General features: G+C 52.4%; 23 protein-coding genes and 2 other annotated features. Of the genes, 16 read left to right on the top strand and 7 right to left on the bottom strand.

Translation table 11 applies throughout. The features are described 5' to 3' along the window. Positions 1-75: 75 nt before the first annotated feature. From KNP92_RS00605 to KNP92_RS00615, 3 genes are all read right to left on the bottom strand, one after another. The gene (locus tag KNP92_RS00605; protein ID WP_214835464.1) at positions 76-600 is read right to left on the bottom strand and encodes a hypothetical protein; all 525 of its coding nucleotides are present in this window, start codon (positions 598-600) and stop codon (positions 76-78) included. Positions 601-743: 143 nt separating this feature from the next. Further along, complete coding sequence (locus KNP92_RS00610; RefSeq protein WP_214835466.1) at positions 744-1,814, bottom strand: GGDEF domain-containing protein; 1,071 nt, start codon at positions 1,812-1,814, stop codon at positions 744-746. A gap of 82 nt (positions 1,815-1,896) precedes the next feature. After that, positions 1,897-2,232, bottom strand: a complete 336-nt coding sequence (locus KNP92_RS00615; RefSeq protein WP_214840332.1) for a hypothetical protein — start codon at positions 2,230-2,232, stop codon at positions 1,897-1,899. Between the two features lie 85 nt (positions 2,233-2,317). On the opposite strand from KNP92_RS00615, the gene KNP92_RS00620 reads away from it, so the two are divergent. The 5 genes from KNP92_RS00620 to KNP92_RS00640 all read left to right on the top strand — a co-directional run bounded on the left by KNP92_RS00620 (position 2,318) and on the right by KNP92_RS00640 (position 5,645). After that, positions 2,318-2,497, top strand: coding sequence for a hypothetical protein (locus KNP92_RS00620; protein WP_034807656.1), 180 nt, complete (start codon positions 2,318-2,320; stop codon positions 2,495-2,497). An 82-nt stretch (positions 2,498-2,579) separates the two neighbouring features. After that, a complete protein-coding gene (gene msrA, locus KNP92_RS00625) occupies positions 2,580-3,530 on the top strand; it encodes a peptide-methionine (S)-S-oxide reductase MsrA (RefSeq protein ID WP_214835468.1) in 951 nt (316 codons plus the stop codon). 13 nt (positions 3,531-3,543) lie between these two features. Then, on the top strand, positions 3,544-4,836 hold the full coding sequence (locus KNP92_RS00630; RefSeq protein WP_214835470.1) for a DUF2252 domain-containing protein: 1,293 nt from the start codon (positions 3,544-3,546) through the stop codon (positions 4,834-4,836). A gap of 55 nt (positions 4,837-4,891) precedes the next feature. Continuing rightward, complete coding sequence (locus KNP92_RS00635) at positions 4,892-5,173, top strand: DUF5327 family protein (RefSeq protein ID WP_214835472.1); 282 nt, start codon at positions 4,892-4,894, stop codon at positions 5,171-5,173. Positions 5,174-5,276: 103 nt separating this feature from the next. Continuing rightward, on the top strand, positions 5,277-5,645 hold the full coding sequence (locus KNP92_RS00640; RefSeq protein WP_214835474.1) for a rhodanese-like domain-containing protein: 369 nt from the start codon (positions 5,277-5,279) through the stop codon (positions 5,643-5,645). Positions 5,646-5,682: 37 nt separating this feature from the next. Here the strand turns inward: KNP92_RS00640 and KNP92_RS00645 are convergent, their stop codons facing one another. After that, complete coding sequence (locus KNP92_RS00645) at positions 5,683-7,008, bottom strand: alkaline phosphatase (protein WP_251136342.1); 1,326 nt, start codon at positions 7,006-7,008, stop codon at positions 5,683-5,685. Positions 7,009-7,210: 202 nt separating this feature from the next. Between KNP92_RS00645 and KNP92_RS00650 the strand changes: the two genes are divergently transcribed. Then, the gene (locus tag KNP92_RS00650; RefSeq protein ID WP_214835476.1) at positions 7,211-7,843 is read left to right on the top strand and encodes an HAD family hydrolase; all 633 of its coding nucleotides are present in this window, start codon (positions 7,211-7,213) and stop codon (positions 7,841-7,843) included. 38 nt (positions 7,844-7,881) lie between these two features. On the opposite strand, the gene KNP92_RS00655 is transcribed toward KNP92_RS00650, so the two are convergent. Beyond that, on the bottom strand, positions 7,882-9,294 hold the full coding sequence (locus KNP92_RS00655; RefSeq protein WP_214835478.1) for an NAD-dependent succinate-semialdehyde dehydrogenase: 1,413 nt from the start codon (positions 9,292-9,294) through the stop codon (positions 7,882-7,884). A gap of 86 nt (positions 9,295-9,380) precedes the next feature. Between KNP92_RS00655 and KNP92_RS00660 the strand changes: the two genes are divergently transcribed. Next, positions 9,381-9,893: a glycerol-3-phosphate acyltransferase gene (locus KNP92_RS00660; RefSeq protein ID WP_214835480.1), complete on the top strand. Its 513-nt coding sequence runs from the start codon at positions 9,381-9,383 to the stop codon at positions 9,891-9,893. Further along, on the top strand, positions 9,890-11,479 hold the full coding sequence (locus KNP92_RS00665) for a GNAT family N-acetyltransferase (RefSeq protein WP_214835482.1): 1,590 nt from the start codon (positions 9,890-9,892) through the stop codon (positions 11,477-11,479). The genes KNP92_RS00660 and KNP92_RS00665 overlap by 4 nt, the downstream gene beginning before the upstream one ends. Here the strand turns inward: KNP92_RS00665 and KNP92_RS00670 are convergent. After that, a complete protein-coding gene (locus tag KNP92_RS00670; protein ID WP_214835484.1) occupies positions 11,418-13,055 on the bottom strand; it encodes an ABC1 kinase family protein in 1,638 nt (545 codons plus the stop codon). The two genes, KNP92_RS00665 and KNP92_RS00670, sit on opposite strands and share 62 nt — an antisense overlap. Before the next feature lie 94 nt (positions 13,056-13,149). On the opposite strand from KNP92_RS00670, the gene KNP92_RS00675 reads away from it, so the two are divergent. The 3 genes from KNP92_RS00675 (at position 13,150) to KNP92_RS00685 (ending at position 16,157) form a co-directional block, all read left to right on the top strand. Continuing rightward, a complete protein-coding gene (locus tag KNP92_RS00675; protein ID WP_034806933.1) occupies positions 13,150-13,755 on the top strand; it encodes a trimeric intracellular cation channel family protein in 606 nt (201 codons plus the stop codon). A gap of 13 nt (positions 13,756-13,768) precedes the next feature. Further along, entirely contained in the window at positions 13,769-14,134 is a 366-nt protein-coding gene (locus KNP92_RS00680) for a DUF423 domain-containing protein (protein ID WP_214835486.1), read from the top strand. Between the two features lie 457 nt (positions 14,135-14,591). Next, complete coding sequence (locus tag KNP92_RS00685; RefSeq protein ID WP_214835488.1) at positions 14,592-16,157, top strand: murein hydrolase activator EnvC family protein; 1,566 nt, start codon at positions 14,592-14,594, stop codon at positions 16,155-16,157. A gap of 87 nt (positions 16,158-16,244) precedes the next feature. Here the strand turns inward: KNP92_RS00685 and KNP92_RS00690 are convergent, their stop codons facing one another. Beyond that, positions 16,245-17,606, bottom strand: coding sequence for an amino acid permease (locus KNP92_RS00690; protein WP_034806936.1), 1,362 nt, complete (start codon positions 17,604-17,606; stop codon positions 16,245-16,247). Between the two features lie 196 nt (positions 17,607-17,802). Further along, positions 17,803-18,032 (top strand) — a binding site (T-box leader). Between the two features lie 47 nt (positions 18,033-18,079). Beyond that, positions 18,080-18,310: a binding site (T-box leader), on the top strand. A gap of 55 nt (positions 18,311-18,365) precedes the next feature. Between KNP92_RS00690 and trpD the strand changes: the two genes are divergently transcribed. Genes trpD through trpA form a run of 5 tightly spaced genes read left to right on the top strand, consistent with a single transcriptional unit; the run spans position 18,366 to position 22,600 of the window. After that, positions 18,366-19,355: an anthranilate phosphoribosyltransferase gene (gene trpD / locus KNP92_RS00695; protein WP_214835490.1), complete on the top strand. Its 990-nt coding sequence runs from the start codon at positions 18,366-18,368 to the stop codon at positions 19,353-19,355. Further along, a complete protein-coding gene (gene trpC / locus KNP92_RS00700; protein ID WP_214835492.1) occupies positions 19,352-20,113 on the top strand; it encodes an indole-3-glycerol phosphate synthase TrpC in 762 nt (253 codons plus the stop codon). Before trpD ends, trpC begins: the two co-directional genes overlap by 4 nt. Continuing rightward, positions 20,089-20,661, top strand: coding sequence for a phosphoribosylanthranilate isomerase (locus tag KNP92_RS00705; protein ID WP_214835494.1), 573 nt, complete (start codon positions 20,089-20,091; stop codon positions 20,659-20,661). The genes trpC and KNP92_RS00705 overlap by 25 nt, the downstream gene beginning before the upstream one ends. Beyond that, positions 20,643-21,824, top strand: coding sequence for a tryptophan synthase subunit beta (gene trpB, locus KNP92_RS00710; protein ID WP_214835497.1), 1,182 nt, complete (start codon positions 20,643-20,645; stop codon positions 21,822-21,824). Before KNP92_RS00705 ends, trpB begins: the two co-directional genes overlap by 19 nt. Further along, positions 21,824-22,600: a tryptophan synthase subunit alpha gene (gene trpA / locus KNP92_RS00715; RefSeq protein ID WP_214840139.1), complete on the top strand. Its 777-nt coding sequence runs from the start codon at positions 21,824-21,826 to the stop codon at positions 22,598-22,600. The genes trpB and trpA overlap by 1 nt, the downstream gene beginning before the upstream one ends. Positions 22,601-22,603 lie beyond the last annotated feature (3 nt).

Here is a 22,603-nt window from a genome sequence, read left to right on the forward strand (position 1 = left end):
AATGATAACGATTCTCATTGTCAATTAAAATTCAAAAGAAAAACTGCAACCGTACGTTGGTTGCAGTGAAAGAAATCAGTTTGACGGGACGCCTTTACTGAGCGTGAACCGAAGCAAACTAAAGAGATAGCGAATATAGAACAACGCGAACGCGTAAAAGATGGCGATGATCGGCGAAACGATGTCCACGCCCGGAATATTCATAAGAAACTCGAAGATGAGAATCGAGAGTAAGAAAATATAGAGGCCCGCATCAAGATAGAGCGGCATCAAAGTTCCGCGTTGATGCCAAAACGTGCGCACGAGTGGAGCCACAATCATGCCGATGATGCGTTCGGCGAACCCGATGCTCAAAACGGCGATCATAAAAGAGGCAATCGTATCGAAGCCGACGAGACGCGGGAAGGCAAACATCGAAATGAGTAAGAGTGGTCCGATGAAAATCATCATGGAGATGGATGTACGTAAAAAGATGAATAAGTTCCGCTTCAACGTATCGACTCCCCCAAAGAGTGATTGACGGAACGACTTACCGCGTTGATAGTCGAGGACAAAAGATCCCACGAACATCAAACCAAATAGTGATAACAAGACTGTCATGAAATATGTTTCCCCTTTTTCTAGTCAAATCGATAATTACTAGGCATACGAACCAAAGTCTAGCCTAGTGTACCGATTCAACTAGGGAAAGTAAAGCAGGAAAACTGACAAACGTGTTACACCTTTACGAATGTTTTTCGGCTTTATGACGCCAATATGAAGCGATTACGTCCCGATTCTTTTGCGTGGTATAACGCTTCATCGGCGTGTTTTAACACACTGTCGACTTCGATATCGTTCGAATGACAGGCGCCGAGCGAAACCGTGATGTGAAGCGTGCCGGCACTCGTCTCAAACGGGAACGTTGAGACTTTTTCTCGTATAGATTCGGCAAGACGTGAGACATCATCTTTTTGAGCGTTTGGCATGATGATTAAAAATTCTTCCCCGCCAAACCGCCCGACGAGGTGGTCTTCGCGGCTTTCGTCGACAAGAAGCATGCCGAGTTCACGTAGCACGTCGTCCCCGACGTCGTGGCCATATGTATCATTCACACGTTTAAAGTGGTCGATGTCGACAAGGATGAGTGCGTATTCTTCTGCCTCGACGGTCAGATTGGCCATCGCCTCGTTTAAACGACGACGATTCGCGATTCCGGTCAAAGCGTCCGTGCGGGCGAGCTGTTGTTGATGTTGTACATTCTCAAAATGACGACGCAGTTCATGTAATAGACGGTAAGAGGCGGCGGCACCGAGATAGGTCATCACAATATAGACGAGCAAAATCGGATAAAATAGCTCGAGCGGTAACGCGTAGAACAAGGCGGAACCGAAAACAATTACGCTAATGGTCATGAAGATAAGCAATGTGGTACGTGTATTGTCGAGCTTTAATCGTAACAAGCTCGTCGGTACGACGAGGGCAATCATCGTAATGATGGCTAGGTAGAAACCGACATACTCTCCGTTTGTAATCATGAAGAATCGACCAATCAGAAACAACACGGCAGCGACGACTCCGCTCACCCAGCCCCCAAATAAAACAGCAAGTGTGATAGGAATGGTCCGTAAGTCAATGAGAATGCCTTCAAGATGAAGGGCGTTTGCCAATAAAATCAACGCGATCACACCGCTCTGAATCCCGAGAAGCACGCGAGCTTTGAACGGCGACTTTGGAGTGAGACGCGGCCGGTTCCGAAAAGGCAGAAACGAGATCGTGAACAGTGTAAACAAGATGCATAAATCGATAAAGAAGGAGTTGATGATAGTGAGCATGGACACAGTCCCCCCGCGTGAAAATGGAAATAATTAGTTTTAGTGTAGCACAATGATTAGCGAATGAATGGTTTCAATCGGCTCACCATTCGCGCCACTCTTCAGTCATGTCGTCTTCGGTCTCGTAACCGACAAGTGCTGCCCCCGCTTTAATAAAGTCATACAGCTCTTCACGTTCCATCGTCTCAATGAAGTAGTCATATGCTTCATCAAGCTCGTTCAGCCGTAAAACGAGATCGCGCACCGCTGTACGAATACTCGTTTCAGTACCATCCGAATGAGACAAGGTCGTCACGTATTGGTGTAGTGCGGCATCAACGGCTCGAATTCCTGAAAGTGTGTACATATCGTCGCCGTCATTTAACCGTTCTTCCCATAGCAGTGTAGGGCGATTCGCCCATATAGCATCCATAGTCATGTCTATTCCTCCTCGATTGGGTCCACAGCTTTCCTTCTATCCGAGTAAAGATGTTTGGTATGATAGAAAAAAAGGGGGACTGTCTGTGCGGTATTGGGATCATTTTAAACGAGCATTCATACCGATTGCGCTCATCTTGATCGGACTTGCGATCTTCTATACATTATCGGCAAGAAACAACCCGGCCTTGACCATTCTTGGCGCTGGAATCGTCGGTGTCATTTTATTTTTAGTGATGCGCCATATGAATCGGGTCGAGGATTAAAGACGAGAACACGTTCGTGGTTCTCGTTTTTTGTTCTCGCTTCATTTTTTTGGGTACACTACATAGTAAGGAGGGATGTATCATGGCAAAAGCTACATTTGCGGGAGGCTGTTTTTGGTGTATGGTCAAACCGTTTCATAAATACGAGGGTGTCGAGCAGGTCGTCTCAGGTTATACAGGCGGACATGTCGATAACCCGACGTATCAACAAGTCTGTTCGGAGACAACGGGGCACTTAGAAGCAATCGAAGTCACGTATGACCCAGACGTCATCTCGTATGAGGAGTTATTAAACATTTATTGGCGTCAAATCGATCCGACCGACGGCGGTGGACAGTTTAACGACCGCGGGGAATCGTATCGCCCAGCGATTTTCTACCATTCGGAAGAACAACGTACAGCGGCTGAACAATCGAAGCAAGAAATCGAGGAGTCAGGCCGATTCGATCGTTCCATCGAAGTCGAAATTCGTCCAGCCCAGACGTTTTGGGAAGCGGAAGACTACCATCAAGACTACTACAAGAAGAATCCGTTCCGTTATGAGATGTATCGTGTCGGTTCAGGACGCGCGAAATTCATCAAAGAGGCGTGGAGCGATAAGAAGCAACAGAAAGAATTAAAAGAACGGCTCACCCCGATGCAATATAAAGTCACGCAAGAGAACGGAACCGAGCCGCCATTTCAAAATGAATATTGGGACGAGGAGCGAGAAGGGTTATACGTTGATATCATCGACGGGACACCGCTCTTCACATCGCGTGACAAGTTTCAGTCGAACTGCGGTTGGCCGAGCTTCTCGCGTCCGATTGAAGAAAAGCAACTCGATTTGAATATGGACACAACGCATCATATGGTACGGACCGAAGTTCGTTCCAAACGTGCCGATAGTCACCTCGGTCATTTGTTCGACGATGGTCCAAAAGAACTTGGTGGATTGCGTTACTGCATCAATTCAGCCTCGCTTCGGTTTATTCCGAAAGAAGAGCTCGAGTCAGCCGGCTACGGAGAATATAAGCATTTATTTGACGCGTGAAGGGGAGAAGGCGATGTTCACTTCAGTCAAGCAACAAATTCGTCGCGAGACGATTGCGACCGTCCTTGATTATTATGATACGTCGATTCGAAACTTGTCCGAGGAAGCACGGCGTGAAAAATACACGAAAATGAGCGCGAGCCCGTTTTCTTTTTTCCGGGGCAGCTCCCACTTGTTTTATTACGATTTTGCGAAAGTCCCGCTCGCATTTGACACCGGGGACGCGCATCCGACGTTCATCCAAGGGGATTTGCATTTTGAGAACTTCGGTGTGTTCGAGGATGGGGCCGGTACGATCATTTATGACGTGAACGACTTCGACGAAGCGTACATCGGTTCCTATTTGTTCGATGTGTTGCGAATGGCGATCTCGGTCGACTTGTTTGCCACAGAAGCCGGGCTCGACGCGACAGCGGCAATCGAGTCATACGCGAAAACGTATGCCAAAGCGATTGAGCGCTATGCAAACGGAAAAAACGAGGACGTCCAGTTCACGAAAGCAAACACGTGCAAAGCGATCAAAAAAGTGATTAAAAAAGCCGAGGCGAAAAAAGATGCGTTCATGGCCGAACGGACTGAGGTGCGCGATGAGGAGCGATACTTCGCGACGAGCGAGGACTTGATTCCGGTAAGCGAGACGATGGCGGCCAAAATCAAAGCGGCCTGGCCCGACTATTTGTCGTCGTTGAAAGAAGCGCATCGCCATCATGCCGACCATTACGGCGTAAAAGACATCGCCGTCAAACTCGATAGCGGAACGGCCTCGATTGGCTTAGAGCGCTATTACATCTTGATTGAAGGCGCGGATGACGAACATGACGAAGACGTCATCCTTGAGATGAAAGAGGCCCAGTCGGCCGTCCCGTCCCTTTTCTTGCCGACGCATCCGTTGTTCGAGAACGGTCTCTCCCATCAAGGGGCACGGGTGACAGTGGCGCAACGGGCGATGGTGCATAGCGGGGACCCGTACCTCGGTTATTTGACAATCGATGATCACGAATATTATGTACGACAACGTTCCCCGTATAAACGGAAAGTGAAGGCGAAACACATCAAAGACGAGGCGGCGCTTATTGAGACGTTGAACGTTCAAGCTGAAATTACGGCCAAGGTCCATGCCCGTGCAGATGCGGATGCGAATGTCCTTGATTATGAGGCAAGTGAGCGGATTGCCGCCGCAATCGGAGACGCCAAACCGCTCTTTATCCGTCAAATTGCGAGATGGGCTAAATTTTACGGAGATCAAGTCCGGTATGATTTTGAGGCGTTCCAAGCATGGCTCGCCACCCGCGACGAACAAGCGTGACACTTGCCGGCTTGCCACGTTTTCCTGCACAATGATGGGTAAAGGATGTGGACGTATGATTACCGAACAACAACTCATCGCCCAAATGAAACACGTGATGAACCAAATCGAGCAGTCGAACGGTGAGACGCAAAAACGGCATGTGGCCAAGCTGATGGGCTACTGCGAACTATTGCTTGCGGACTCGGCCCCGAGTCCCTCCGTTCAACCGTCTATGCCGGTGACGGCAGCGCCTGCGATGGAGAAGCCTCCACTCGATCGGCAAATGGCGGCCTTTCTCGGCATTCCGCTCGAAGAGGACGAACAACCGAAAACTGATTCACTGCTCGATTTTTAAGCTGCGCCATCGGCGTGGCTTTTTTTAACCCAATTTTGTTGACTTATATACCTAAGGGGGTATAATCGGGGTGACGATAAGGAATGAGGATGGAGGTAGACCGATGATTGATTTCTTGTTTGTAGCAGTCTTGATTGGATTGATTTACGTGTGGTGGTCGAAGCGGAGCAGTGTGAAGACGGTGTCGACGGGTGAACTGAAGCGTAAGATTAGCGAGGAACAGAACATTCAGTTGCTCGACGTGCGGGAACCGCAAGAATATCGAGGTGGTCATATTCAACAGGCGAAAAATGTGCCTCTCTCCGGCTTCTTGCGCGCGCATGCCCAATATCCGAAAGAGAAAGACCGTCCCGTTTATGTCATCTGTCAAAGCGGGATGCGTAGTCAACGGGCGGCCGTGATGTTACAGAAGGCAGGCTATACAGACGTCTATTCGGTCAAGGGCGGGATGAGCTTTTGGCGTGAATCATAAAAAAACCGGCTGACATGATTCAGCCGGTTTTTTACACCTATTTCAGTTTCATCGCCTGTAGGATATGCTTTGGCACATCCGTATTGTCGAGCAATCCATTGAACCGTTCTTGTTGGGGGCCGTATGCGTAGAGCGGCACGTCGACACCTGTATGTTGAGTCGTCGTCCAACCGACATAGGCCCGCTTACTGATGATTTCATTCAAGGTTATGACGCGTTTTGACTCCTCCGCAGATCGAATCAGTTCAGCCTCCTTCGGTGTGAGCGTCATCGACGTATACTGCTCGACGACAGCCTCGACGTTTGTCAGCTCCTCATCGAACGCATCGACCATGAAGTCTCCAGTCGCCGTAACGGAACGAAGCACTTCCGGTTTTGCGACGTATTCGCCATAGCCGCCTACGGACATGCCGCCGGTGTCATGGTCTCCGGCAACGACGACGAGCGTCTGTTTATCCTTCATCGCGAATTGGAGAGCAGCCTCGAACGCCTCGTGGAACGCTTCTGCGTCCTTCATCGCCCATGCGGCATCATGGGCGTGTCCCGCCCAATCGATTTGACTTCCTTCAACCATGAGGAAGAACCCATCTTTATCTTGTTTCAGTGAAGTGAGGGCCGCGTCAGTCATCTCGGCCAAGCTCGGTTCGTTCGTGTGATCGCGATCGAGTTCAGGTGCCATCGCATCGTCCGCGAATAGACCGAGTAATTTAGCGGACTTGGCAGCTTTTAACTCGTCACGGTTCGTCGCATACGTATAACCGGCTTCTTCTGCGCGTTTAATCAAGTCTTCTTTTTGTAGTCCGCCGTTCGCTTCCGTATTGAAATATTTTTGACCACCGCCGAGCAGGACGTCGACTTCGAGAGCGTCCATGTATTGTTTGGCAATCTCGGCTTCACTCGCTCGTGAAGCAACGTGCGAGGCGAATACGGCGGGTGTCGCGTGCGTGATCGTCGACGTGGCGACGAGTCCGGTCGCTTTTCCGTTTTGGCTCGCTTTCTCGAGCACGGACGTCAACTCGTTCCCATCCGGATCCATACTGATCGTCCCGTTATTCGTCTTCACACCGGTCGCCATCGCCGTGCCGGCCGCGGCCGAATCCGTCACCTTGGAATTTGCGGAATAGGTGCGCATCATGCCGGTCAATCGCTTGTCGAGCGCCGTCTCATCTTCACCCGCATACCAGCGATAGTTTGTTGCGTAAGCCGCGGAATAGCCGTCAGGAATCATGAAGATGACGTTCTTGACTGCCCCCTTTCCGTGTTTGCCATTTGCTTCGGCCGCTTCTTGATTATGTAATCCTGCTGTCCATGTTCCGGCCGTCAAGCCGAGGGCGAGCGTTCCAATCATCCATGTTCGTTTCATTTGTCTGCCTCCTTAAGTGATGAATCTTACAAACCGAACTATAACGGACGCACATTGCAGTCGCGTTTCCTTCATTTTGAGAAAATGTAAAGAGTTTTAGGTCCAATTTGCAGAGACCGACTTTTGACCTAACGACGTTTCTGCTTTAGCTTTTTCGGGCATTCTGCTACGGTAAGGGAAGTAGAAGAGAGGGGTAATGACCATGGCAGTGATATTATTTGATATCGATGGGACGCTCGTCGACACGACCGTTCCGATGACAAAGGCGATTCACGAAGCGCTCGAAGCGCTCCCGCATTTACCGAAACCGAACGAGGAAACGGTCCGCTCAGGTTATGGACTCGCCGGCAACGCGTTTTGGGAGCACGTCATCCCGGAGGCGACGATTGAAGAGATTCGCCAAATCCGAAAGCTCCGTCATGAGACACTCGAGCGCGCAATGGAAGGGCAACACGTGTTGTTCGATGGCATATATGAAATGCTCGAAACGCTCCATGCTGACGGACACACGTTGACGACCGCGAGCAATTGCGGCGTCCATTACTTGAATTTGATTTTGGACTCGCAACGCATTCGTCCGTTCATGACGGCGCCAGAATGTCTCGAATCGGTGAGCGGGGAGAAGAAGGCGGACATCTTGACGGCACACCGTCTCCGTCATGGGGACGGGGAGTACATGATGGTCGGGGACCGCAAATCGGACGTCGAGGCGGCACGCGCCCATGACTTCCCTGTCGTCTTGACCGGATTCGGATTCGGCAACGAAGAAGAGTGGGCGCTCGCCGATCACGTGATTGAGACGCCGGCAGATTTAGTCGCCTATATCAACGCATAAAAAAGGACCGGTTGAACATGGCGTTCAACCGGTCTTTGTTATAAACCGAGCGAGATGTATTTCACTTCTAAAAACTCTTCGATGCCATGGTGACCGCCTTCACGTCCGAGACCGCTCTCTTTCCATCCGCCGAACGGGGCCTGCGGCGTCGAAGGAAGGCCATCGTTGACGCCGACGATGCCGTATTCGAGTGCTTCGGCCAAGTAGAGCGCTTCGTTGATGTCTTGGGTGAACACGTACGCGGCGAGCCCGAATGGTGTCGCATTCGCCCGTTCCACCGCCTCCTCGAGCGTATCAAACGAGGCGATTGGGGCGACCGGCCCAAACGTCTCTTCGTTCATGCAAAGCATGTCCTCGTTCGCGTACCGGACAACAGCTGGGCGAACGAACAAGCCGTCGAGCTGTTCGCCACCGAACACTTCACCGCCACGAATCTGTGCGTCCTCGAGATGCTTCATCACTTTGTCGACAGCAGCCTCATCGATGAGCGGACCGATATCGACCCCGTCTTCGAGTCCGTTGCCGACTTTGAGCTCTTCGACCGCCTCGATGAACTTCTTTGAGAACGCGTCGACGATGGAACGCTCGACGTAAATACGGTTAGCGCAGACACACGTCTGACCCGCGTTCCGGAACTTTGTCGCAATCGCTTGTGGAACGGCCTTCTCCAAATCGGCTTTTGCGGTAACGATGAGCGGGGCGTGCCCCCCGAGCTCGAGCGAGATTTTTTTCATCGTATCGGCAGCGTCACGCATGAGCATTTTTCCGACCTCGGTCGAACCGGTAAACGTCAATTTCCGAACACGTGTGTCTTGTTGCCACGCTTTGACGATGTCGGAAGCCGTGCCCGTCACCAAGTTGATGACGCCCGGCGGGAAACCGGCCTTTTCTGAAAGTTTGACGAGGTCGATGGCGGTCAACGGTGTGGCCGACGCGGGCTTGATGACGACGGTGCAACCCGAGGCGAGTGCCGGACCGACTTTTCGCGTGATCATGGCCGCCGGGAAGTTCCATGGCGTGATGGCTGCGACAACACCGACCGGTTGCTTGATGGCGAAGATGCGTTTGTTGTTCGCCGATGCGGGAATCGTCTCGCCATAGACGCGCCGTCCTTCAGCCGCGTACCACTCGATGAAGCCGTTCGCATAACGGATTTCTCCAATCGCTTCTTTTAGCGGCTTGCCTTGTTCTTCGACCATCGTCCGGCCGAGTGTTTCCGCCTCCTCTTCAATCAAGCGATGCCACTCGAGTAAAAGCGCCCCGCGTTCCTCGGCCGTCTTTTGTTGCCACTCCGCCAACGCCGCATGAGCGGCATCAACGGCACGACGGGCCTCCGTTTCTCCGCTCTTCGTGACCGTTGCCATAATATTTCCGGTCGCCGGATTTCGGACTTCGATTGTTTCATCCGTCTCGATCCATTCCCCGTTAATCCAGTTATGTTCAGCTCGCATCTTGATTTCCCCTTTCATCTAGGTGCACAGTAAGAAAGTACCCGTTTTCAAAAATCATACACAATTTTACAAAGGGGAGACGAATCATGTGGATGATTCTCATTGGTTATCTCGTGGGCAGTGTGCTCGGGGGACGCCTCTACGGTTTAATAAGTGGACACGACCTCTCGAAGAGTGGATCCGGTAATACAGGGGCGAGAAACGCGTTTCGCGCAGGTGGAGTCAAAGCATTTTTATTTGTCTACGGGTTCGACGTCTTGAAGACAGTCCTCGTCTTATCGTTTAGCGGAACGTATTTTTGGGAGACCGCCCTCGCTTTGACGGTGGGGCACATTTATCCTCTCTGGCAGATGAGACGTGGTGGGAAGGGATATGCCGTTTTTTCTGGAATTATTTTAGCGTATAGCCCGCTTTGGTTTGTGGCAGGTCTTTTGCTTTTACTCGTCTTCATCAAACTGACGGGCAACTCTCGGGAGACAGGGCTCGTGATGCTCATCTTGTTGCCTCTTGCGGCACTCGGTGAATGGAGCGACGTGATGATTTCATGTGTCATCCTAAGCATCATCTGGTGGCATCATCGAAAGGGGAAAACGACATGATTGAATTTCGACAAGCAACGCCGGAAGATGCGCCGGCGATTCATCGGTTGAATTATGAGACGTTCGTGGAAGAGATTCCACAGCACCAACCGAACGAGGAACGACGCCTCGTCGACCGGTTTTATGACACGAGTACATATTGGGTCGGGGAACAGGATGGCCATCTCGTCGCGATGTGCGCCTTACGTACAGCGCATCCTTTTTCATTGGAACAAAAAGGGGTCCGGCTACCGCCGGGGGAATGGATGGAAATTCGTTTACTCGCGGTGACCCGTTCTTATCGAAATACGCGTACGTTCGCCGGTTTGATGCGCGCCGTGATGGAAGACGCATTAGCACGAGGTGTCGAGGGCGTCGTGATTAGCGGGACGACACGTGAACAAAAGCTGTATCGCCGTTTCGGATTTGTTCCGTTCGCCCCTCCAGTCGGTCCGGTGGAAGCCCGATACATTCCGATGCTGTTGACGCGCGCTGGCTTCTTTGAGTCGGAGACGTCTGCAGTTTTACGGCCGAAATTGCTACTTGCCGGTCCGGTCGAACTTTCTTTGAACGTACGTCAAGCCCTCACGTCACAGCCGATGCCCCATCGTTCGAACGAAGCGAAGCGATTATTGCAAAACGTGCAGGCGAAGTTATCCCGTCTCGTGAAGTTGCCATACATGTATACATTACTCGGTAGCGGGACCGTCGCGAACGACGCGGTGGCGGTGCGTTTAGCGGGACGCGGGCTCATCTTGGATACGGGCGAGTTCGGAAAACGGCTCATGGATCATGCGAGACGTGCCGGCCTTTTATTTGACGTGCTCGCGATGCCCCATTCAGAGGCAGATTGGCGCGAAGTGGAACGGTATGCACCGAGATGGATTTGGACCGTTCACTGTGAGACGTCGACCGGAGAACTTGTCGACATGGAACGATTGCGTCGCTATGCAGGCGAACACGACACAATCGTGGCGATCGATGCCATCAGTGCGGTCGGAACGTTTGAGATCGACTATTCATTTGCCGATCTGGTGACATTCGTTTCTGGAAAAGCGCTCCGGGCCGCTCCGGGCCTCGCTTTTGTCGCCATGAAGAAACGAGCTGAACCGATTCGACGGATTCCTCGCTATCTGGATTTGGCACAGTATGATCCCATCGCGTTCACGCAGTCGATGTCTTTAATCAAAGCACTCGAGGTGGCGTTGGATGAACTGACCGAGGCCGAGATTGAGACACATCAACGAAAGATGGACGTTCTGCAGGAGACGTTCGCAAAGCACGGTGTCCCTTTCAAAAAGAAACCGAATCAAGCGCCTGGGATTTTAGCTCTTCATTTACCCGATCCTCTCTCGTCATCTGAACTTGGGAACCAACTGCACTATCATGGGTACCGCGTCCAATTTGAAAGTGACTACTTGAAGGCGGCGAACTGTCTACAAATTTCAACGATGGGCTGGACGACAACGCGCGACGTACGAGCGGTCGCCACGCTCGTCGCGACATGGATGCAACAAAAAACCGCCACGATGGAACGTGACGGTGTTAAACCCGAAAGTCTTGCCGGGCCAAATGACGAATCTTACGACCGAGGCGTCTTGAGTTGAAGTAGGCGACGACGGCGACGACACCGCCGGACCAGAACAACCATTCGTCAGGACGGATGTAGCCGAGAAGACCGACGAGCAGGCCGAGGAGAATCAATCCTGAATTGAACAGCTGACGGTGCAACAGTTCCTTCGATTCGAGCTGACGCTGGAACATCGCTTGTTCGGATAAACGTTTACGGGTTGGCTCTTTTAAAAAGTTGTCGAGTAACGGTGGCACGTTCAACAACTTTTTACCGTAGTTGAGTGCCGTCATGACATACCGGTTTTGAATCGTCGTCCCGTCCGCTTCGAGCCACTGGATGACGATTGGCTTCCCGAGCGTAAAGAGGTCAATTTTCGAGTCGAGGATTTGTAAAATCCCGAGTAACGTTGAGGCGGCCCGCCCGAAGAAAGCGAACTCGGCCGGCAACTGAATCGGCTCATTTTTAACAAGCAATTGAATATCTTGCAACACTTTTTCGATGAGCTTCGTATCGACCGTGTCGATGTCGGTCTCTAAGTAAAAGGTGACGGCTTTCTCGAGCGCTTGGCGAATGTTATGTTTATTCGCTGTCGGTAGAAGGAACCGCAAATCTTCCAGTCCATCGACGACCCCGTCGTAGTCGAGAGAGATGAACGCCTGCAAGATTTTTCGAATCGTCGCCATGTCTTGCGGTGTCGTCGAACCAACCATCCCGAAGTCGAGCAAGATAATCGTTCCGTCGGCCCGAATTTGGACGTTGCCAGGATGGGGATCGGCATGAAATTTCCCACCGAACAAGAGTTGCTCAGCGGCCATCGTGAACAGACGTTCGGCGAGCGCGGAACGGTCGATGTTGTTCTCTTTCAAGAAGGCGAGGTCCGTGATGCGACGCGCGTCGACCCAGTCCATCGTCAATACCCGGTTCGTACAGAGGTGCTCGTAATAGTCCGGGATATATACGTTCGGGTTTTCGGCATATTTCGCTTTAAAGTAGTGTGCATTTTTTAATTCGGTTTGAAAATTTAATTCATCCCCGATGACAAAAATCATTTGGCGATATAAGCTATCTAAGTCGGTCGATTTTGCGAGCGAGGTCCGTTTGAGCATCGTCGTGACGATGCGCATCGCTTTAAAGTCCGTCCGGATGATTTTTTCGATGTCTGGGCGTTGGATTTTCAAGGCGACCCGCTTGCCGTTCTCGATTAGTGTGGCGCCATATACTTCACCGATCGAGGCCGAAGCGACGGCGTCGATGTCGACGTCTTTGACGACCTGTGTGTACGGGACGCCCCAATCCGCCTCTAAAATGGCACGCGATTTCTCCCAACCGGACGTCGGGACACGGTCGACGAGCTCGGACAGTTCATTTAAAACGGACGTCGGCAATAAGTCGGCCCGAATCGATAAGAATTGCCCGAGCTTAATCAAGAGCCCTTCTAACCGCAAGGCGTTCCGCTTATACTCGCGGGCGAGACTGAGCATGAGTGCCTCATATTCTTCTTGATTTGTCAGGCCTTGTTGTTGCTTGCGCGAGAAGGCGTAAATTTTAATGATGAATCGGGTGAACATTGTGACGATTATCCATATGCGGAACAAGGCGATTCGTTTCATAAAAGTACCGACATCCTTTACAAGCAGTCGCATGACTGTTCTGATTTTTTGTATCTTTACTGTACCATACAATGCTTAAGAGAAAGGGCCAGGGATGTTCATGGAATGGGAATTACTCAACGTCGTCGGAACGGTCGCGTTCGCGGCGAGTGGTGCCATCATCGCGATGGACGAAAAGTACGATATCTTTGGGGTATGGCTGCTCGCGTTTACGACCGCGTTCGGCGGCGGGGCGATTCGAAACGTCCTGCTTGGCAATCCCGTCAGTTTAATTTGGCAACAAAATGATTTATTTATTCTCTGTTTTCTCGTCGCTCTCCTCATCTTCCTGCTACCGAGCGTCGTCTTGCCACACTGGGAACGCTGGGGCGTCATCGTCGATGCCATCGGACTCGTCGCTTTCGCGTTCCAAGGGGCGCAAGTCGCGATTAAACTCGATTTGCCGCTATCAGCAGCGATTGCGGCGGCCGTATTGACCGGTGTCGGCGGCGGTGTCGTCCGTGATTTACTTGCGGGTCGAAAGCCGCTCGTTTTGCAATCGGAAGTGTATGCGATTTGGGCGATCATTATCGCCGTCGTCACGTACTACTTTCGTCTCGAGAGCGGATTGCCCGTCTATGCGTTACTCATTGTCGTTGCAACCCTTCGAGTGATATCCTACTATCGAAAGTGGAATTTACCAGCACGACAAGTTAGATAAGGGGGAACGAATTATGAAAGTCTTACTCATCATCGGCGCAGCACTCATGGCGCTCGGCGTCGCACTTGGTGCGTTCGGTGCGCATGCATTGAAGGAACGCCTCACACCAAACATGCTCGCGAACTGGCAGACGGGTGTACTCTACCATATGATTCATGCAATCGGGATTATTGCTCTTGCCTCGATTTTAATGCGTGTCAGCATCAGCCAATTCAATACGGCAGGCTGGCTCATGTTCGCTGGAATTATCTTTTTCTCGGGTAGTCTATACGTCATGGCGCTTACAGGCATCACGAAGCTCGGTGCTGTCACGCCGATCGGTGGCGTTCTCTTCATCGCAGCCTGGGTCTTCGTCATCCTCGGCGCTTTGAAATTGTAATCAAAAATCCATAGCAGGTTAATAATCGAGCGGTATACTTCATCTTGTAAGACCCTCGTGTTCATTGCAACGAACCACTCGGTCGTCCTTCATGTACACCTTCGGGCTGATTGAAGGATGACCCTTTTTACGTTTTTTGGGAATGGTGAATTGTAGAAACGTTGGAAAAGATGTTTTTTGAACATAAGGGTAATACGTTGCTATTTTCAACTATTATTACAAGAACATTTCGAAATATCACAAATGATTAGATCGCTGACAGTAAGCGAAAGTGGGTGTACCAGGAGGTACACCCACTTTTTTATCGTAATAAAAGTGAAATATAACTTTAACAGGAAAACATTGAACTCTTCGATATAATTAATCGTGTTGAAACTGAAAATTTAATCGTTTTTGTTACATAGCAAAATCGACCTCATAAAAGACCGTTATGTATACTCTGTTTAGTTTAGAAAGGATGTCCGCATTGATCAACTGGAAACGCACCGTCTCGACACTGACGCTCAGTGCCTTGCTTCTTGGATCACACTCGGTGGCTGATGCCTCGACGACAATCAAAGAGAAACAAGAGCAACAGAAGAAAGTTCAAGACCAACGTAAAAACGTAAAAGACAACCAAGCGAACACATCTTCAAAAATTCAAGCGAACAATCAAGAAATTTCGAAGGTGCAAGAAGAAGTAAATAAAATGGACGCGCAGCTCCAAGATATCATCTATGATGTCGCAGCGAAGCGCCAAGAAATCAAACGTACTGAGATGAAGATTGAAGATCTCGAAGCAGACATCAAAGCATACCAAAAGAAAATGGAAGCGCAAGAAGCGATGATGCGTGAACGAATGGCCACGATGCAAATCAATGGCGGAGGCTCAATCAACTGGGCTGAGTTCATTTTCGGTTCAAAAAACTTCTCTGACTTGATTACTCGTATGATCACGGCGGGGACGATTCAACGCAGTGACCAAGAGCTGTTCGATGACTACGAAGCGACACGCCAATCCCTTCAAGAGGCACAGGCCGCATTGAAAGAGCAACGTGCATCGCTTTTAGAACAACAAAAAGCGCTCGAAGCGCGTCAAGCCGACCTCGAGAAGAAAATGAAACAGCGCGAAGCACGCATCAAAGAGCTTGAAGAAAAGAACATCGAGTTCGAGACACAAATCTTTGACCTTCAAGAAATCGAAGCGACGTTAATCGCGCAAGAAGAAGCAATCGCAGCTGAAATCGAAGCACAACGCCGTGAAGAAGAAGAAGCACGTCGTCGCGCCGAAGAGGCAGCGCGTCAAGAAGCGGCTCGTAAGGCAGAAGAAGCGCGTCGTGCCGAAGAAGCTAAGGCCGAAGCAGCTCGCCAAGAGGCAGCGCGCCAAGAAGCAGCCCGTCAAGAGGCTGCACGAGCAGAAGCAGCGCGTCAAGCTGCTGCTCAGCAAAAGCAGAACAATAATAATAGTACCCAGTCGTCAACATCTTCAAACCAAACGACACAAAATTCGACGCCGGCACCAAAACCGGCTGCGCCAGCGCCGAAACCAGCTGCACCGGCTCCGAAGCCAGCAGCTCCAGCACCAAAACCAGCACCGAGCACACCGACTGCATCGACGCCAGCGCCAACTGGTGCGATGTTTATCCAGCCTGCAGCGGGACGCTTCTCGCAAGGGTGGGGACCGGCAAGCGGTCAGTTCGGCTATACGTTCCATAACGGTGTGGACATCGCTGGACCTGTCGGCACGCCAATCCGTGCATCAGCAACCGGTACCGTGATCCGTGCAGGATGGGGTGGGGCTTACGGGAACCACGTCATGATTGCACACGTCATCAACGGACAAGTGTGGACAACAGTTTACGCCCACATGAACTCGGTGTCTGTTAGCGCCGGACAGCGTGTAACGCAAGGTTCGAACATCGGGACACTTGGAAACACTGGGAACTCGTCAGGCCCGCACCTCCACTTTGAGATTCATAGAGGGAGCTACTCGTACTCGTCATCGAGCGCGGGGAACACGGTCAACCCACGTCAGTTCTTCTAATCAAATGCCACGAGCACCTGTCGATTGCGATAGGTGCTCGTTTTCATGAAAAAAATCGCTCCTACCATAACCGGTAGGAGCGATTTTTTAGTTCGCCTGTTCGATGTCATCGGATGGGTTCTCCGATTTCCGGAAGCGTTCCCGGACGAAGTAGACGATTGTTAAGCCAATCAACCATGGAATCCCAAACTTGAGCAAGATGTCAAAGTCGGTGAACCATGTCGTGATCATCAGGCTGAGCAGCAAGACGGCTCCGAGGAGCGGCAAGACCGGGTATCCGAGCATGCGGACCGGGAGCTTACGGCCGGTCCATTTCTTGCGGAAGAACAAGTGGGAGACGAATACCATGAACCATGTGAAGATCGCACCGAACATCGAGATGCCCATGAGGAACGGATACGACGTCTCCATGAAGATTTGCAGGAGTGCCGCGAGAACGATTCCGCCTGTTGAGACGAAAAGCGCATACGTCGGGATGCCGTTCTGGCTCACTTTTTTAAACACACGTGGTGCGTCGCCAGCTTCGGCGAGCGAATACATCATCCGAGTCGAGGCATACAATTGGGCGTTCATCGCCGAAAGTGCGGCAATCAAGATGACGAAGTTCAAAATACCGGCTGCGCCAGGCACGTCGAACTGTTGCATGACGAGGACGAACGGGCTTTGATCGATGCCCGCCTGCTGCCATGGGATGAGCATGAGCATAATCGCAATCGTGACGAGATAAAAGAACGTCAAGCGGAATACGGTCGCCCGTAACGCTTTCGGGACGGCGCGGTCCGGGTCTTTCGCCTCGCCTGCCGTGACGGCGACGAGTTCAGTCCCGAGAAAGCTGAAGAGCGAGATGAAAATCGTTACCCACATCCCATAAAAACCGAAAGCGAAGAAACCTTCGTTCCCTGTCGTAATCGATTCAATCGGAGAACCGGGCTGGCCGAACAACGTGGCCGTACCGAGAATGATGAATAAGAAAATGGCGCTAACTTTGATGAAGGATAACCAGTATTCGGTCGTGCCGAACGTGTGGACGTGGCGGGCGTTGATGTAGATGAGGAGCCCACCGAACAAGGCGACCCAGACGAAACCGTTCACATCCGGGAACCAGTAACGCATATAGATGGCAATCGCACTCACCTCGACGCCGATGGCGAGGACGTTGGCGACCCAGTACGAATAACGGACCAAAAAGCCGGCGAGCGGATGCACGTAACGTTCGGCAATCGTGCCAAACGAACCAGATGTCGGATGGGCGACCGTCATTTCTGCGAGACAGCCCATGAGTAAGAGGACGATAAACGCCCCGATGGCGTAGCTGACGAGCACGCTCGGTCCCGCTGTCTGGATGGCGAGCCCGCTTCCGAGGAAGAGGCCCGTCCCGATGGCGCTCCCGAGCGAAATCATCGTGAGTTGCCGGGTCGACAGCTCACGTTTTAGTTTGCTTGTTTCCAATTGTCTTATCTCCTTTAGCCAAGTGAAGTGTTGTTGGGGACGACTATAGCAGACGAAAAAAACGTATGTCAACTTGCCGGGTTGCGAAAAACGTCGCCTTTTTCGTGTCACTTATAGAAGCAAACTTTTTTTGCACGCTTTTGTTTGACAGGGGAGTCCGTCCCCTGTATAGTACGAGTTAACTTAATTGAAACGAACAAAGGCGTTGACGAAGAGAAGTAACGACAGGCCCCGCATGACAGAGAGCTGATGGTTGGTGTGAATCAGTATGTGGGACGTCGCGAATGGACTTCCGAGCTCTAAACCGAAACTTTGAGTAGGCTTTAGCGGGTGACCCACCGTTATCACGGGGAAGCGGATGATCGTCCGTGAAGTGGGTTCTACGGAACCAACGAAGGTGGCACCACGGGGTTACTCGTCCTTCTCATAGCGTAAGCTATGGGTAGGCGAGTAACCCTTTTTTCGTTTCACATAGAAAATCGATGATTGAGAAGAGTAGCATGGAGCAGTCTCGTCCAGAGAGTCAGGGGTGGTGAGATCCTGACCGAGACCTTTATGCGAATGGGCTCATGAGAGCACGGCCGAATGCAGTAGGTCGTGACGGTTTCCCCCGTTATCGGGATACGATGTGATTGCATCGGAAAAAGCGGGATCTTATGCATGATCCAACGAGAGGTGGCACCGCGGTCCATACCGTCCTCCATACGACAGACGTCGTATGGAGTTTTTTTGTACCGAAAATTAGAGGAGGAACTATACATGTTGACACGACTACTGACGAACCGAGTGACAGCGACAGAGATGAAACAAGCCGCGGAGGAACTGTTCACGGCGGACACGGCCCGCATTAAAGAAGTGCTACTCACGTTAAAAGCGCGAGGTGAGACAGCCGACGAGATGGCAGGACTCGCCGCCTACATCCGTGAAGCGGCGACATTCCCCGAGACGACGTTGCCTGTCCTTGACGTTTGTGGCACGGGCGGGGACGGCGCCCATACGTTCAACATCAGTTCGACCGTCGCGTTCGTCTTGGCGGGGCTCGGCATCCCAGTCGCAAAACATGGGAATCGGAGCGTGTCGAGCCGGTCGGGCAGCGCGGACGTGCTTGAGGCGTTAGGCGTCCCGATCGTCCGGACAGCGGAAGATGTGCTAGCGGACCTCGAACGAGCCAACCTCAGTTTCTTGTTCGCTCAACACGTTCATCCGATTATGAAACATGTCATGCCGGCACGAAAAGAGCTCGCGACCGCCACGATCTTTAACCAAATCGGGCCGCTCACGAACCCGCTTAAACCGAGACGACAATTGATTGGCGTGTATCATCCGTCGCTCCTCGAGAAGATGGCGGCGGCGATGAAGCAACTTGGCGTCGAACGCGGCATGGTCGTCCACGGCGCCGGCGGTCTCGATGAAGCAAGCCTTGCCGGTGAGAACGACGTATTGTTCTTTGACGGCAATCAGACGGCGCGCTATAAAGTTGACCCACGCGACGTCGGGTTGATGCGGGCCCCGCTCTCGGCACTTCGCGGCGGAACACCATCAGAAAACGCGGAGACGCTCGTCGCCGTGTTGAACGGACAAGAAGGACCTGCCCGGGACGTCGTCCTCTTGAACGCGGCACTCGCCTTATGTACGTATGGGGCAGTGAAGACACTACGTGAAGGAGTCGCAAAAGCGAGCCATAGTATCGATGAGGGCCTCGCGCTTGGCGTACTCAACCAATTACAACAAACGGAGGTTCGACTATGAGCTACTTGACGAAAATCATCGGGACGAAGCTAGAAGAAGTGAACGAGATGAAGGCGATGGACGTCGTCCGGACCGAGCCGATTCGATTGCTCGACGTGATGAACGACGGCTTCCACGTCATCGCCGAAATCAAGCGGGCGTCCCCCTCAAAAGGGTTGATTCGGGACCGAGTCAATGTCGCGGAACGTGCCCGAGCGTATGAAGCGGCCGGGGCGACGATGATTTCCGTCTTGACCGATGCGACGTATTTCAAAGGATCGTTCGACGATTTAAAGCTCGTCGCGGAGGCGGTCGAGATTCCGGTTCTCTGTAAAGACTTCATCATCGACGAACGACAGCTCGACCGGGCGAAAGCGGCCGGTGCGAGCGCGGCGCTTTTAATCGTCGCGGCGCTTCATCCGAGTCGGCTCACCGCGCTCACAGCATATGCCCGAGCGATTGGCCTCGACGTTCTCGTCGAGGTGCATGATGAGACGGAACTCCAAACGGCGCTCGAACTCAAGGACGTATTGATTGGCATCAACAATCGTAACTTGAAAACGTTCGAGGTCACGCTCGAGACGTCAATCAACTTGATGCAGAAATATCCGAACGTCACGTTCGTCAGCGAGAGCGGCGTGGATCGAAAAGAAGCGGCCGAGCGGCTCCAGGCAGCCGGTGCGAGCGCGATCCTCGTCGGGGAGGCGCTCATGCGTGAAGAAGACCCGACGTCACTCATCGAGGAGTTGACAGCATGTTCGTTAAAATATGTGGAGTGAAGACGGAAGAAGCCGTCCGGGTTGCGGTCGAGGCGGGGGCTGACGCGATTGGATTCGTGTTTGCCGATAGCTCCCGGCGTATCGATGTGGAGACCGCAAAGCGGTTACGTCAGCATATCCCAGAGTCGGTACGCGTCGTCGGGGTGTTCCTCGACCCGTCACCGGAGGAAGTCGAACGTACGCTTCCCGCCGGGTTGACCGATCTTCAACTCCATCGCCGGACATGTCCGCTTGACGCGTTCCGACGTTTTGGGTTACCGATTATCGAAGCGAGTCGTGAGGCGGAAGCGGATCTTGTGCTCTTGGATGCACCCGTTCCAGGAAGCGGGAAAACACTCGACTGGGCGACGTTAAGACGACCAAATCAACCGTTTTGGCTCGCCGGAGGGTTAACCCCAGAGAATGTCACCACGGCGATTCAAATCGTAAGACCTGATGGGGTCGACGTTTCAAGCGGCGTCGAGACGGACGGAGAGAAAGATGTTGAGAAGATTCGCACGTTTGTCAAACGTGCCAAGGAGGAGTATGTATGTACAGCCAACCAGTGAACGGAAAGTTTGGACCTTACGGAGGGAAATATATACCGGAGACACTCATGCAAGCGGTCGAAGAGTTAGAGGTCGCTTACGAGGAAGCGAAGCAAGACCCGGCATTCCATGAGCAGTTCGAGGAACTTTTAAGCGAATATGTCGGGCGTGAGACACCGCTTTACTACGCGGAGAACATGAGCCGCCGCCTCGGGACGAACGTCTATTTGAAGCGAGAAGACTTGAACCATACCGGCGCCCATAAAATCAACAATACGATCGGCCAAGCGCTGCTCGCCAAACGGATGGGCAAGCAGAAGATCGTCGCCGAGACCGGAGCAGGACAACACGGTGTCGCGACCGCGACGGTGTGCGCGTTACTCAATCTCGAATGTACAATCTTTATGGGCGAAGTAGATGTCGAGCGCCAACAGTTGAACGTGTTTCGGATGGAGCTACTCGGCGCGACGGTCGTCCCGGTCAAGTCGGGGAGCCGGACGTTGAAAGATGCAGTGAACGAAGCGTTACGCTACTGGGTCAAACACGTCGACGATACGCATTACGTCATGGGTTCCGTGCTCGGACCGCACCCGTTCCCGGCGATGGTCCGTGATTTCCAAAGTGTGATTGGCATGGAGACGCGTCGTCAAATGCTCGACAAGACCGGTCGCTTGCCGGACGCGGTCATCGCTTGTGTCGGCGGCGGCAGTAACGCGATGGGTATGTTTTATCCGTTCTTGAATGATGAAACGGTCGCCTTATACGGTGTCGAGGCAGCGGGGAGCGGAATTGACACACCGGAGCATGCGGCGACGCTCACAAAGGGTGAGGTCGGCGTGCTCCACGGGTCGCTCATGTACGTGCTCCAGGACGCGGCCGGGCAGATTCAAGAAGCGCACTCGATTTCAGCCGGACTCGATTATCCTGGCGTCGGGCCGGAGCATAGTTTCTTGAAAGACATCGAGCGGGTTCGCTACGCTGCCGTCACGGATGATGAGGCGCTTGCGGCTTGCATGTCGCTCAGTCGGAATGAAGGCATCATTCCAGCGCTCGAGTCATCGCATGCACTCGCCTATGCCGAGACGCTTGCTGAAACGATGACGGAGGATGAGATTCTCGTCATCTGCTTATCGGGACGAGGAGACAAAGACGTACACACGATTCGAGAAAGGGTGACAGGATGATGCGCTTAGATGAAGCGATTCGGGAGCGGAGTGAAGGGACGGCGTTCGTCCCGTATATCATGGCAGGAGACGGCGGACTCGACAACTTGATTCCGACGATTGAACGGCTTGAAGCGATGGGGGCGACAGCGATTGAACTCGGCATCCCGTTCTCGGATCCGGTAGCGGACGGACCAGTCATCGAGGCGGCCGGTATGCGCGCCCTCGCCGAAGGCGTGACGCTCGCACAAGTGCTCGACCGTTTAATAGAAGGAACTGGACGTTTTTCAGTCCCGATTGTCCTCATGACCTACTTGAATCCGGTGTTTCGCTTCGGAGTGCAACCGTTCTTTGAAAGAGCGGCAGCATGTGGAGTGAGCGGGGTGATCATCCCGGATTTGCCATTTGAAGAAAGTCTCGAACTGTTCGCCGAGACGGATCGCCACGGCGTTGCCTTCATCCCGCTCGTCACATTAACGAGTAGCGCGCAGCGGGTCGAGACGATATTGAATCAGGCCGAGGGATTCGTCTACGCGGTCACGTTGAAAGGAACGACTGGGAAGGCGGATGTGTTTCCAGACGAGTTGCTCGGACATTTACAGGCGCTCACGGCTCGTTCGCCGGTGCCCGTGCTTGCCGGATTCGGCGTTCATCTGGCCGAACAAGTCCGAGTACTCGGCGAGGCGTGTGATGGCGTCGTCGTCGGCAGTTTTATCGTCGAGGCGCTCCACGAAGGACGAGACGAGGAAGTGGCAGCTTTGATTCGAGCGGCGAAGACAGTGGACACAAAAAGGTAAGGA

Origin of the sequence: Exiguobacterium sp. s122 (genome assembly GCF_018618475.1) — a bacterium.
GTDB lineage: Bacteria > Bacillota > Bacilli > Exiguobacteriales > Exiguobacteriaceae > Exiguobacterium > Exiguobacterium himgiriensis.